This window comes from Streptomyces seoulensis (assembly GCF_004328625.1).
GTDB lineage: Bacteria > Actinomycetota > Actinomycetes > Streptomycetales > Streptomycetaceae > Streptomyces > Streptomyces seoulensis.
On sequence record NZ_CP032229.1, the window covers coordinates 4,255,432 to 4,268,026 of the forward strand.

At 71.8% G+C, this 12,595-nt stretch carries 10 protein-coding genes and 1 tRNA gene; 10 read left to right on the top strand and 1 reads right to left on the bottom strand.

Features of this window, described 5'->3' with window-relative positions; genetic code table 11:
* Window positions 1–62: 62 nt before the first annotated feature.
* A tRNA-Arg gene (locus D0Z67_RS19900) sits at window positions 63–134 on the bottom strand.
* A 290-nt stretch (window positions 135–424) separates the two neighbouring features.
* On the opposite strand from D0Z67_RS19900, the gene D0Z67_RS19905 reads away from it, so the two are divergent.
* The 10 genes from D0Z67_RS19905 to prfA all read left to right on the top strand — a co-directional run bounded on the left by D0Z67_RS19905 (window position 425) and on the right by prfA (window position 12,562).
* Window positions 425–832, top strand: a complete 408-nt coding sequence (locus tag D0Z67_RS19905) for a response regulator (protein WP_078873298.1) — start codon at window positions 425–427, stop codon at window positions 830–832.
* Between the two features lie 146 nt (window positions 833–978).
* Window positions 979–1,956: an ArgS-related anticodon-binding protein NrtL gene (gene nrtL, locus D0Z67_RS19910; RefSeq protein WP_031181204.1), complete on the top strand. Its 978-nt coding sequence runs from the start codon at window positions 979–981 to the stop codon at window positions 1,954–1,956.
* Between the two features lie 16 nt (window positions 1,957–1,972).
* Complete coding sequence (gene lysA / locus D0Z67_RS19915) at window positions 1,973–3,364, top strand: diaminopimelate decarboxylase (RefSeq protein WP_031181205.1); 1,392 nt, start codon at window positions 1,973–1,975, stop codon at window positions 3,362–3,364.
* Window positions 3,365–3,497: 133 nt separating this feature from the next.
* Window positions 3,498–4,847, top strand: coding sequence for a homoserine dehydrogenase (locus D0Z67_RS19920; RefSeq protein WP_031181206.1), 1,350 nt, complete (start codon window positions 3,498–3,500; stop codon window positions 4,845–4,847).
* Window positions 4,848–4,853: 6 nt separating this feature from the next.
* Window positions 4,854–5,912 (top strand): threonine synthase, encoded by a 1,059-nt coding sequence (gene thrC / locus D0Z67_RS19925; protein WP_031181207.1) that lies wholly within the window; start codon window positions 4,854–4,856, stop codon window positions 5,910–5,912.
* 261 nt (window positions 5,913–6,173) lie between these two features.
* A complete protein-coding gene (gene thrB, locus D0Z67_RS19930) occupies window positions 6,174–7,091 on the top strand; it encodes a homoserine kinase (RefSeq protein ID WP_031181208.1) in 918 nt (305 codons plus the stop codon).
* A gap of 405 nt (window positions 7,092–7,496) precedes the next feature.
* Window positions 7,497–9,497 carry a transcription termination factor Rho gene (gene rho / locus D0Z67_RS19935; RefSeq protein WP_031181209.1) on the top strand — a complete coding sequence of 667 codons (2,001 nt, stop codon included), beginning with the start codon at window positions 7,497–7,499 and terminating at the stop codon, window positions 9,495–9,497.
* 370 nt (window positions 9,498–9,867) lie between these two features.
* A complete protein-coding gene (locus tag D0Z67_RS19940) occupies window positions 9,868–10,998 on the top strand; it encodes an LCP family protein (RefSeq protein ID WP_031181210.1) in 1,131 nt (376 codons plus the stop codon).
* Window positions 10,999–11,158: 160 nt separating this feature from the next.
* Window positions 11,159–11,377 carry a 50S ribosomal protein L31 gene (rpmE, locus tag D0Z67_RS19945; protein WP_030815934.1) on the top strand — a complete coding sequence of 73 codons (219 nt, stop codon included), beginning with the start codon at window positions 11,159–11,161 and terminating at the stop codon, window positions 11,375–11,377.
* 108 nt (window positions 11,378–11,485) lie between these two features.
* Window positions 11,486–12,562, top strand: a complete 1,077-nt coding sequence (gene prfA / locus D0Z67_RS19950; protein WP_031181211.1) for a peptide chain release factor 1 — start codon at window positions 11,486–11,488, stop codon at window positions 12,560–12,562.
* Window positions 12,563–12,595 lie beyond the last annotated feature (33 nt).

Below are 12,595 nucleotides of genomic sequence, written 5' to 3' on the forward strand. Positions count from 1 at the left end.
CGCGAAGACCCCGTCCTCAGCGTTCTCGCTGATGGCGGGGTCTTTGGGCACCTAATTCAAGGTGCCCCCGGCAGGATTCGAACCTGCGCACACGGCTCCGGAGGCCGTTGCTCTATCCCCTGAGCTACGGGGGCGTGTCGGGCGTTGCGCTGGGCGCTTGCGGCGACGGGTAGAACCCTAGCAGGTCTCGCGGGGTGATCAGGAACGGGTTTGCCCAGGCGGGGTCGGCTGGTGCGGGCCACCGTGGGGAGGGCTCTGTTCCGGGGCTCGGCCGGAGGCCGTTCGAGGCTCACTGTGTCCTCCCGCCCCGTACCCCTTCCACAGCGGAGCGACAACTCGTCCACCCAAATCCCCCCACCACCCGTCAGAGCGAGAACTCGGGAAAACCGGGACGCGGCCCCCCGCCCCGACCTACTCTCGAGTTGTGTCAGGCGCGTCCGGCCGGGTGCTTGTTGTGGATGACAGCAAGGGCATCCGGCAGCTGATCAAGGTCAATCTCGAGCTGGAAGGGCTTGAGGTGGTGACCGCGGTCGATGGTGCCGAGTGTCTTGATGTGGTGCACCACGTGCGCCCGGACGTCATCACGCTCGACGTCGTCATGCCCCGTCTCGACGGGCTCAGTACCGCCGCCCGCCTCCGGGCCGACCCCCGTACCCGTGGCCTCCCGCTCGCCATCATCAGCGCGTGCACGCAGTACGAGGTGGAGAGCGGGCTCGACGCCGGCGTCGACGCGTTCCTGCCCAAGCCCTTCGAGCCGGACGAGCTGGTCCGGCTGGTCAAGGGGCTGCTGGAGCGGAGCGACCGGCGTGACGGGGTCTGCTCCGGCGGATAGACCCCGGCCCTCCGGAGACTGTCGGCCCCGGCGAAGCCAGCACGCACCCCCCGAGGCCCCACCACCCGTCTCCGCCCGCCCTCCCGCCCCCCCGAGGCCCCACCACCCGCCTCCGCCCGCCCTCCCGCCTCCCCTAGGCTTGTCCTGTGACCCCCGCCGAGCTGTCCCGTACCGTCCTGGACGCGGTGTGCCGTGCCGTGGACGCGGGGGAGCTGGACGTGGCTCCGCCCGAGCGGGTCACCCTCACCGAGCCCGGCCCCGGCGGCTGCGGCGACTTCGCCACCAACGTCGCCCTCCGCCTCGCCCGCCCCGCCGCCCGCACCCCCCTGTACGTCGCCGACATTCTGCGCGCGCGGCTGCTCGACGCGGACGGGGTGCGCGACGTCGTCGTCACCGGCCCGGGGTTCCTCAACATCAGCCTCCGCGCCCGCGACGACCTGCTCACCGGACTCGTCCGCGAGATCCGCGCGCGCGGTACGGAGTACGGGTACGGGGACGCCCTCGCCGGGCGGACCGTCGTACTGCGGGTGCCGTACGAGGTGCGCGCCGAGGTCGTCGCCGACGCGGTCGCGCGGATCGTCGCCACCCAGGGCGGCCGGGCGGAGATCGAGCACGGCGAGCCCGTCACGCTGCGGCCCGTCCCCGCGCCCGAGGACCCCGCGCCGCTCGGCCCCGACGCCGCCCGCTGGGCCCTGCTCCACCCCGCCCCGCACGACCGGCCCCGCATCACCGCCGACCACCTCGTCCAGCGCGAGATCAACCCCCTGTTCCGCGTCCGCTACGCCCACGCCCGCGTACGCGCGCTCACCCGCAACGCCCATGACCTGGGCTTCGCGGCGGAACCGGGGGAGCTGAACGGCACGGGCACCCCTCTCCAGACCCCCCTCGCCGACCACCCCCGCATCCTCCGCGCCGCCGCCACCCGGCACGCCCCCGACCGCCTCGCCCGGCATCTGCTCACCGTCGCGGACGCGCTGCTCCCGCTTCTGTCCGAGGTGCTGCCCGTAGGGGAGGAGAAACCCGGGGCCGCCCATCGTGCCCGGCTGGCGCTCGCCGAAGCCGCCGGGGCGGTGCTGGCCGGTGGCCTGTCCCTGCTCGGCATCGACGCACCCGAACACCTCTGAGAACAGAGAGCCACTCATGAGCCGTTCCGCCCACCCCGCCGGGCCCCGTCACGCCGATGTGCTGCCCGAGGGGCACTACTCGGCCCCGCCGGCCGACCTCAACGCCCTCGACCCCAAGGTGTGGGCCCACACCGTGCGCCGGGACGAGGACGGTGTCCTCACCGTCGGCGGCCGCCGGGTGACCGACCTGGCGGAGGAGTTCGGCACGCCCGCGTACATCCTCGACGAGGCCGACTTCCGGGACCGGGCCCGTGCCTGGCGCACCGCGTTCGGCACCGACGCCGACGTGTTCTACGCCGGCAAGGCGTTCCTCTCCCGCGCCGTCGTGCGCTGGCTCGACGAGGAGGGGCTCAACCTCGACGTCTGCTCCGGCGGCGAGCTGGCCACCGCGCTGTCCGCCGGGATGGACCCCGCGCGCATCGCCTTCCACGGCAACAACAAGTCCGTCGAGGAGATCACCCGCGCCGTCGAGGCCGGCGTCGGCCGGATCGTGCTCGACTCCTTCCAGGAGATCGCCCGCGTCGCGCACATCGCGCAGGGACTCGGCAAGCGGCAGAAGGCGCAGATCCGCATCACCGTCGGCGTCGAGGCGCACACCCACGAGTTCATCGCCACCGCGCACGAGGACCAGAAGTTCGGCATCCCGCTCGCGGGCGGCCAGGCGGCAGAGGCGGTACGGCGCGCGCTCACCCTCGACGGGCTCGAACTCATCGGCATCCACAGCCACATCGGCTCGCAGATCTTCGACATGTCCGGCTTCGAGGTCGCCGCCCACCGGGTGGTCGGCCTGCTGAAGGACATCCGCGACGAGCACGGCGTCGAGCTGCCCGAGATCGACCTCGGCGGCGGCCTCGGCATCGCCTACACCAGCTCCGACGACCCCCGCGAGCCGCACGAGATCGCCAAGGCGCTCACCGAGATCGTCACCCGCGAGTGCGAGGCGGCCCGGCTGCGCGTCCCCCGTATCTCCGTCGAGCCCGGCCGCGCCATCGTCGGGCCGACCGCGTTCACGCTGTACGAGGTCGGGACCGTCAAGCGGCTCGACGGGCTGCGGACGTACGTCTCCGTGGACGGCGGGATGTCGGACAACATCCGCACCGCGCTGTACGACGCCGAGTACAGCGTCGCCCTCGTCTCGCGGACCAGCGACGCCGAGCCGATGCTCACCCGCGTCGTCGGCAAGCACTGCGAGAGCGGGGACATCGTGGTCAAGGACGCGTTCCTGCCCGCCGACCTGGCGCCGGGCGACCTGATCGCCGTCCCCGCCACGGGCGCGTACTGCCGGTCCATGGCGAGCAACTACAACCACGTCCTGCGTCCGCCGGTCGTCGCGGTCGGCGACGGCGAGGCGCGGGTGATCGTCCGGCGTGAGACGGAGGAGGACCTGCTCCGGCTGGACGTCGGCTGAGGCCCCGGGGGCCACCCGGGGCCCCGTTCCGGGAACGCGAAACAGATGTCTCACGATCCGGACGAAAGGCGGAAAGCGCCATCCGGTGAGTGAGACTGGTCGGACCGTAGACGGTGAGAGGAAACGAGGTCGGATGATGCGTACGCGTCCGCTGAAGGTGGCGCTGCTGGGCTGTGGAGTGGTCGGCTCCGAGGTGGCGCGCATCATGACGACGCACGCCGACGACCTCGCCGCCCGCATCGGGGCCCCGGTCGAACTGGCCGGGGTCGCCGTACGGCGGCCCTCGAAGGTGCGCGCCGGGATCGATCCCGCGCTCGTCACCACCGACGCGACCGCCCTGGTCAAGCGCGGTGACATCGACGTGGTGGTGGAGGTCATCGGCGGCATCGAGCCCGCCCGCTCCCTGATCACCACCGCGCTGGAGCACGGCGCGTCCGTCGTCTCGGCCAACAAGGCCCTGCTCGCCCAGGACGGCGCCGCCCTGCATGCCGCCGCCGAGGAGCACGGCCGAGACCTCTACTACGAGGCGGCCGTCGCCGGTGCCATCCCGCTGATCCGCCCGCTGCGCGAGTCCCTCGCCGGCGACAAGGTCAACCGGGTGCTCGGCATCGTCAACGGCACCACCAACTTCATCCTCGACAAGATGGACTCCACCGGCGCCGGCTACCAGGAGGCCCTGGACGAGGCCACCGCGCTCGGGTACGCCGAGGCCGACCCCACCGCCGACGTCGAGGGCTTCGACGCCGCCGCCAAGGCCGCCATCCTGGCCGGGATCGCCTTCCACACCCGCGTCCGCCTCGACGACGTGCACCGCGAGGGCATGACCGAGGTGACCGCGGCCGACTTCCGCTCGGCGCGGGAGATGGGCTGCACCATCAAGCTGCTCGCCATCTGCGAGCGGGCCAAGGACGGCGCCTCGGTCACCGCCCGCGTCCACCCGGCGATGATCCCGCTGAGCCACCCGCTGGCCTCGGTGCGCGGCGCGTACAACGCGGTGTTCGTGGAGTCCGACGCGGCCGGGCAGCTGATGTTCTACGGCCCCGGCGCCGGCGGCGCGCCCACCGCCTCGGCGGTCCTCGGCGACCTCGTCGCCGTCTGCCGCAACCGCTTGGGCGGTTCGACCGGGCCCGGCGAATCGGCGTACGCGGCGCTGCCCGTCTCGCCGATGGGGGACGTCGTCACGCGGTACCACATCAGCCTCGACGTCGCCGACAAACCGGGCGTACTCGCCCAGGTGGCCACGGTGTTCGCCGAGCACGGGGTGTCGATCGACACCGTCCGGCAGCAGGGTAAAAATCAGGGCAGCGGCGACGCAGTCGCCGTCGAGCAGGGTGGCGGCGGGCGACGGGAGGGCGGCGAGGCGTCCCTCGTCGTCGTCACGCACCGCGCCTCCGACGCGTCCCTCACCGGGACCGTGGAGGCGCTGCGCGAGCTCGACACCGTGCGGGGTGTCGCCAGCATCATGCGGGTTGAAGGGGAGTAAGCGGCAATGACCCACCAGTGGCGCGGAATCATCGAGGAGTACCGGGACAGGCTGCCGGTCACCGACAGCACGCCCGTCGTGTCGCTCCGCGAGGGCGGCACGCCTCTCGTGCCCGCACAGGTGCTCTCCGAGCGCACGGGCTGCTCGGTCCACCTCAAGGTGGAGGGGGCCAACCCCACCGGTTCCTTCAAGGACCGGGGCATGACCATGGCCATCACGCGGGCCAAGGAGGAGGGCGCCAAGGCGGTCATCTGCGCCTCCACCGGCAACACCTCCGCCTCGGCCGCCGCCTACGCGGTGCGCGCGGGCATGGTCTCGGCGGTGCTCGTCCCGCAGGGCAAGATCGCGCTCGGCAAGATGGGCCAGGCCCTCGTGCACGGCGCGAAGATCCTCCAGGTCGCCGGGAACTTCGACGACTGTCTCGACCTCGCGCGCGCCCTGAGCGACAACTACCCGGTGGCGCTGGTCAATTCGGTCAACCCGGTGCGTATCGAGGGCCAGAAGACGGCCGCCTTCGAGATCGTGGACATGCTGGGCGACGCCCCCGACATCCACGTCCTGCCGGTCGGCAACGCGGGCAACATCACGGCCTACTGGAAGGGCTACCGGGAGTACGCCGCCGACGGCCCGGCCACCCGCACCCCGCGCATGTGGGGCTACCAGGCGTCGGGCAGTGCGCCCATCGTGCGCGGTGAGATCGTCAAGGACCCCTCCACCGTGGCGACCGCCATCCGGATCGGCAACCCGGCCTCCTGGAGTTACGCCCTGGCCGCGCGGGACGAGTCCGGCGGTCACATCGACGAGGTGACGGACCGTGAGATCCTGCGCGCCTACCGGCTGTTGGCCGCGCAGGAGGGTGTCTTCGTGGAGCCCGCCTCCGCCGCCTCGGTGGCCGGACTGCTCAAGGCCGCCGAGCAGGGGAAGGTCGATCCGGGCCAGACCATCGTGTGCACCGTCACCGGCAACGGCCTGAAGGACCCCGACTGGGCCGTGGCCGGCGCCCCGCAGCCGGTCACCGTGCCGGTCGACTCGGCCGTCGCGGCCGAGCGGCTCGGCCTCGCCTGACACCGGGCCCGAGAGGGTGCACAGGGGGCTTGCGACACGCATCGTGCGCCTCCTGTGCGCCCTATGTCGCGGCTGAACCTTCCTTCGATAGGCTGGGGGCAACCCGCCCACCGCACATGCCCGTCGCGTGTGGCACGGCGCCGCCGCCCCAAGCGGCCCGACGGGTTTCCCTACGTCATCGAGTGTCCGCACCGGATGCCCCGCCACGGGCCGTCCGGCAGTCACGTCCCGTCAACGCAGCTCAAGGAGAGTCTTCGAGCGATGGCCGGTCCCGCCTTCCGCGCCGCCGCCGTCCGGGTGCGCACCCCCGCCACCAGCGCCAACCTCGGTCCGGGCTTCGACGCCCTGGGCCTCGCGCTGGGGCTGTACGACGACGTGGTCGTCCGGGTCGCCGACTCCGGGCTGCACATCGACATCGCCGGTGAGGGCGGTGACACCCTCCCGCGCGACGAGCGCCATCTGCTCGTACGCGCCCTGCGCACCGCCTTCGACCTGCTGGGCGGGCAGCCGCGCGGGCTGGAGATCGTCTGCGCCAACCGCATCCCGCACGGCCGCGGTCTCGGCTCGTCGTCCGCCGCCATCTGCGCGGGGATCGTCGCCGCGCGCGCGGTGACCATAGGCGGCGAGTCCCGCCTCGACGACACCGCGCTGCTGGAACTGGCCACGGAGATCGAGGGCCACCCGGACAACGTCGCGGCCTGTCTCCTCGGCGGATTCACCTTGTCCTGGCTGGAGTCGGGCGCCGCCCGCGCCGTACGGACCGAGCCGGACCCCTCCATCGTGCCGGTGGTCTTCGTGCCCGCGAAGCCCGTACTCACCGAGACCGCGCGCGGACTGCTCCCGCGCACCGTCCCGCACGTCGACGCCGCCGCCAACGCGGGCCGTGCCGCACTGCTCGTCGAGGCGCTCACCCGGCGCCCCGAACTGCTGCTGCCCGCCACCGAGGACCGGCTGCACCAGGAGTACCGCGCCCCCGCCATGCCGGAGAGCGCGGCACTGGTGGAAAGGCTGCGCGCGGACGGCGTGGCGGCCGTCATCTCCGGTGCCGGACCCACCGTCATGGCGCTCACCGACGAGGCCACCGCCGACAAGGTGCAGGCCCTCGCGGGCGCCGACTGGGCGGCCAACCGGCTGAGCGTCGACACGCGGGGAGCGAGCGTGCTGCCGCTTGCGTCCTGACACCCGGTTGCCGGATTTGGAGAGGGGGAATGTTTGTTGCATCCGGTAGTGTTAATCTCAAGTCTGCACCCGACCCCACCATGGCGAGGTGCTTCGTGTCCCCGTCAGGGACAGACATTCTTCCGGGAGCCTCCCAAGCCACTCCGTGTTCCGTGCGCCGTACCTGGGCAGTACGTCGTGTGGCAGCACTGAGCGAGTCAGCGGGCACGCTCCGGAATCGGCGCCGCCGCGCCATGTGACACCGGGTGTCACGGCTCGCGGGAGCGTCATCACCAGAAATTCTCTTCCGCCGCTTCATGGCGGACCACCGCCCCGGCTCGGTACTTCCGAATGGCACCGATGCCGGACAGCACAACCGGTCGCCGAGCCAGACAGGCCGACGTCCGCTCCAGGGAAGGACCCTTCGTGAGCGACACCACCGATCTGATGGGCGCACGTGTCGAGGAGACCGCTGCCGCGCCCGCCACGGACTCCGCGCCTGCCACCGGTGCCGGCTCCCGGCGGCGCCGTGGTACCGGCCTCGAGGGCATGGTGCTGGCCGAGCTCCAGCAGGTCGCCTCGGGCCTCGGCATCAGGGGCACCGCGCGGATGCGCAAGAGCCAGCTGATCGAGGTCATCAAGGAGGCCCAGGCCGGGGGAAGCGCCCCCAAGGCCGAGGCCGCCGAGGAGACCAAGCCCAAGCGCCGCGCCACCTCCAAGGCCCGTACGGGTGAGGCCGCCGGTGAGGCGAAGGCCGAGAAGGCCGCGCAGCCGGCCGCCGACAAGGCCGCCCAGATCGACATCCCCGGCCAGCCGGCCGGCGGTCCCGCCCGCGCGGGCGAGGCCGAGCGCGAGGACGCGCCCAACGAGCGCCGCCGCCGTCGTGCCACCGCCGACGCGGGCAGCCCGGCCGCCGCCGAGTCCACCGAGACCAGGGGCGACAAGGGCGAGCCGAAGGGCGACACCCAGCAGCAGCCGCAGGCCGACGGCAAGGCCGACGACGGCGAGGGCCGTGGCCGCCGCGACCGCCGGGACCGTGACCGCGACCGGGGCGGCCGGGACCGCGACCGCCGCGGCAAGGGCGACGACCAGCAGGGCGGCGGCCGTCAGGACCGCCAGCAGGGCCAGCAGCAGGGCGGCGGCCGCCAGGACCGTCAGGACCGCGATCGCCAGCAGCAGGACGACGACGACTTCGAGGGCGGCCGCCGTGGCCGCCGGGGCCGCTACCGCGACCGCCGTGGCCGTCGTGGCCGCGACGAGATCGCCGAGCCGCAGGTCAACGAGGACGACGTCCTGATCCCCGTCGCGGGCATCCTGGACATCCTCGACAACTACGCGTTCATCCGTACCTCCGGCTACCTGCCGGGCCCGAACGACGTGTACGTCTCCCTCGCCCAGGTCCGCAAGAACGGTCTGCGCAAGGGCGACCACATCACCGGCGCGGTCCGCCAGCCGAAGGAGGGCGAGCGCCGCGAGAAGTTCAACGCGCTGGTCCGCCTCGACTCCGTCAACGGCATGGCGCCCGAACACGGCCGTGGGCGGCCGGAGTTCAACAAGCTGACGCCGTTGTACCCGCAGGACCGGCTCCGTCTGGAGTCCGAGTCCAATGTGCTGACGACCCGGATCATCGACCTCGTGTCGCCGATCGGCAAGGGCCAGCGCGGTCTGATCGTGGCCCCGCCGAAGACCGGCAAGACCATGATCATGCAGGCGATCGCCAACGCGATCACGCACAACAACCCCGAGTGCCACCTGATGGTCGTCCTGGTCGACGAGCGTCCGGAAGAGGTCACGGACATGCAGCGGTCGGTGAAGGGCGAGGTCATCTCCTCGACCTTCGACCGCCCGGCCGAGGACCACACCACGGTCGCCGAGCTGGCCATCGAGCGCGCCAAGCGTCTGGTGGAGCTGGGTCACGACGTGGTCGTGCTGCTCGACTCGATCACGCGTCTGGGCCGTGCGTACAACCTCGCCGCCCCGGCGTCGGGCCGCATCCTCTCCGGTGGTGTCGACTCCACCGCCCTGTACCCGCCGAAGCGCTTCTTCGGTGCCGCGCGCAACATCGAGGACGGCGGCTCGCTGACCATCCTCGCCACCGCGCTCGTCGACACCGGGTCCCGCATGGACGAGGTGATCTTCGAGGAGTTCAAGGGCACCGGCAACATGGAGCTCAAGCTCGACCGGAAGCTCGCCGACAAGCGCATCTTCCCGGCGGTGGACGTCGACGCGTCCGGTACCCGCAAGGAAGAGATCCTGCTCGGCAGCGAGGAGCTGGCCATCACCTGGAAGCTGCGTCGCGTGCTGCACGCGCTCGACCAGCAGCAGGCGATCGAGCTGCTGCTCGACAAGATGAAGCAGACCAAGTCGAACATCGAGTTCCTCACCCAGATCCAGAAGACGACGCCGGCTCCCGGCAACAGTGACTGAGCCCCGCTGAGTCACCCGCTTCGGACCTGAGGGAACCTGAAGGGCCGCCCCCGCCGCGCACGCGCCGGGGGCGGCCCTTTTCGCGCGCCGATTGCGCGCCGCGCGCTCCCGCGAGACCTTTGCCACAGGTGTGACGTTCGGTACCGACTTGGCGCGGTACGGCCCCTTACGAGAAAGCGCAGGTGAGCGGGGAGACGGTCCGAGGTTCCGGGCACGGAGGGTCACCACTGCCGCACCGGGCGCCGCAGCGCTTTGTGCGAGCCTGTCCCGAGTTTCCCTGTTCCCCCAGGTGGAGCGACGATGGAGTGGTGATGACCGCTCCCGACCCTGATCGCAGGGGGTAACCGAACGGACGAGACCTAGGAGCGCAGTGTCCACCGAGAGCACGCCGGAGCCCGGCATACCGGAGCCCGGAGACGGCCCCCGCCGCCGGGGCAAGGGGCGCCGCCGCAAGCGCCGCAGCACGGGCCGCAAGGCCCTGCTCGCCACGGCATGGACAGCGGCCGGCGTGGTCGTGCTGGCCGGTGCCGGCGCCGGGTACGTCTACTTCAAGCTGAACGGCAACATCCACAGCGTCGACATCAACCAGATGCTCGGCCGCGACAGGCCCGCCAAGGCCGACAACGGCTCCCAGAACATCCTGGTCCTCGGCTCCGACACCCGTGACGGCGCCAACCGGAGGATCGGCGGGGGAGCGGCCGACAGCGGCGCCCGCTCCGACACCGCGATGATCGTCCACATCTACAAGGGCCACAAGAAGGCGTCCGTGGTGTCCATCCCGCGCGACACCCTCATCGACCGTCCCGCCTGCACCGACACCAAGGGCCACACGTACCCGGCGGCGAAGGACGTCATGTTCAACTCGGCCTACGCCACCGGCGGCGCGCCCTGCGCGGTCCGGACCGTCGAGTCGCTCAGCGGTATCCGCATGGACCACTACCTGGAGGTCGACTTCGCCGGCTTCCAGCGCCTGGTCGACGACCTCGGGGGCGTACGCGTCACCACCACCCGCGCCATCGAGGACCCGGACAGCCACCTGGACCTGGCGGCCGGCACGCACACCCTCGACGGCGCGCAGGCGCTCGGCCTGGTGCGCACCCGGCACGGCGTCGGCGACGGCTCCGACCTCGGCCGCATCCAGCTCCAGCAGGCGTTCGTGAAGGCCCTCATCGCCCAGACCAAGCAGGTCGGCGTGCTGAGCAACCCCAAGAAGCTGTACGACCTCGCCGACACCGCGACCCGGACCGTCACCACCGACTCCGACCTCGGCTCGGTCAACTCCCTCGCGGACTTCGCGGGCGGCCTCAAGGGCATCAGCGCCTCCGGGATGCACATGGTCACCGTGCCGGTCCAGTACGACCCCGCCGATCCCAACCGGGTGCTGCTGGAGCCGGCCAAGGCCCGGCAGATCTGGACCGCGCTGAGGAACGACCAGCCGGTACCGGACTCCGCGACCGCGGGCTCGGCCACCGGCGGCGCCAAGGGCGTCGTCACCCCCTGACCGGCCTCCCGGGGGCCGCGCGGCCCCCGGGAATAGAACAGCCCCACCCCCGGTTTTGGGGGATGGCGCCAGTCCTGGCAGACTGGTACGTCGGCTCCGGTTCACGCACCCGCATTCCCGCGGTGGCGACCCGGCGCCCTCCCGGAACCTAGGAGACACCTTGAAGCGCGACATCCACCCCGAGTACTTCGAGACCCAGGTCAGCTGCACCTGTGGCGCCTCGTTCACCACCCGGAGCACCATCGACGGCACCATCCGTGCCGAGGTCTGCTCCGAGTGCCACCCGTTCTACACGGGCAAGCAGAAGATCCTCGACACCGGTGGCCGCGTGGCCCGCTTCGAGGCCCGCTTCGGCAAGGCTTCCGGCTCCAAGAAGTAGCGAGCCCCCGAACCGCCGGTCCACGGTCGCGCCCCGCGAGGGGCGTGACCACGGACCGGCGTTTTTGGTCGCCCGCCAGCCCTTCACCCGCAGTACAGGAGCCGAAAGATGTTCGAGGCAGTCGAGGAACTCGTCGCCGAGCACGCCGATCTGGAGCGCAAGCTCGCCGACCCGTCGGTCCACGCCGACCAGGCGAACGCGCGCAAGCTGAACAAGCGCTACGCCGAGCTGACCCCGATCGTGGCCACCTTCCGCTCCTGGAAGCAGTCCGGGGACGACATCGTGACCGCCCGCGAGCTGGCGGCCGACGACCCGGACTTCGCCGCCGAGGTCAAGGACCTGGAGAAGCAGCGCGAGGAGCTGACCGACAAGCTCCGCCTGCTCCTGGTCCCGCGCGACCCGAGCGACGACAAGGACGTCATCCTGGAGATCAAGGCCGGCGCCGGCGGCGACGAGTCCGCCCTGTTCGCCGGTGACCTCCTGCGCATGTACCTGCGCTACGCCGAGCGGGTCGGCTGGAAGACCGAGATCATCGACGCCACCGAGTCCGAGCTGGGCGGCTACAAGGACGTCCAGGTCGCGGTGAAGACCAAGGGCGGCCAGGGTGCCACCGAGCCCGGCCAGGGCGTGTGGGCCAAGCTGAAGTACGAGGGCGGGGTGCACCGCGTGCAGCGCGTGCCCGCCACCGAGTCCCAGGGCCGCATCCACACCTCCGCCGCCGGTGTCCTCGTCACCCCCGAGGCCGAGGAGGTGGACGTCGAGATCAACCCCAGCGACCTGCGGATCGACGTGTACCGGTCCTCCGGCCCCGGCGGCCAGTCGGTCAACACCACCGACTCCGCCGTGCGCATCACCCACCTGCCCACCGGTGTGGTCGCCTCCTGCCAGAACGAGAAGAGCCAGCTCCAGAACAAGGAGCAGGCCCTGCGCATCCTGCGTTCCCGGCTGCTCGCCGCCGCCCAGGAGAAGGCCGAGGCGGAGGCCGCCGACGCCCGCCGCAGCCAGGTCCGCACCGTGGACCGCTCCGAGAAGATCCGCACGTACAACTTCCCGGAGAACCGCATCTCCGACCACCGCGTGGGCTTCAAGGCGTACAACTTGGACCAGGTGCTCGACGGCGAGCTGGGCGCGCTGATCCAGGCGTGCGTCGACGCCGACTCGGCGGCGAAGCTCGCGAACGCCTGAGAAACGCCCGGCAGGACCACGCACGAGGACCGG

Bases quoted from the DNA above. Each gene is read 5' to 3' on its own strand.
- lysA (WP_031181205.1), top strand. From the start codon at position 1,973: ATGAGCCGTTCCGCCCACCCCGCCGGGCCCCGTCACGCCGATGTGCTG.
- D0Z67_RS19920 (WP_031181206.1), top strand. From the start codon at position 3,498: ATGATGCGTACGCGTCCGCTGAAGGTGGCGCTGCTGGGCTGTGGAGTG.
- thrC (WP_031181207.1), top strand. From the start codon at position 4,854: ATGACCCACCAGTGGCGCGGAATCATCGAGGAGTACCGGGACAGGCTG.
- thrB (WP_031181208.1), top strand. From the start codon at position 6,174: ATGGCCGGTCCCGCCTTCCGCGCCGCCGCCGTCCGGGTGCGCACCCCC.
- prfA (WP_031181211.1), top strand. From the start codon at position 11,486: ATGTTCGAGGCAGTCGAGGAACTCGTCGCCGAGCACGCCGATCTGGAG.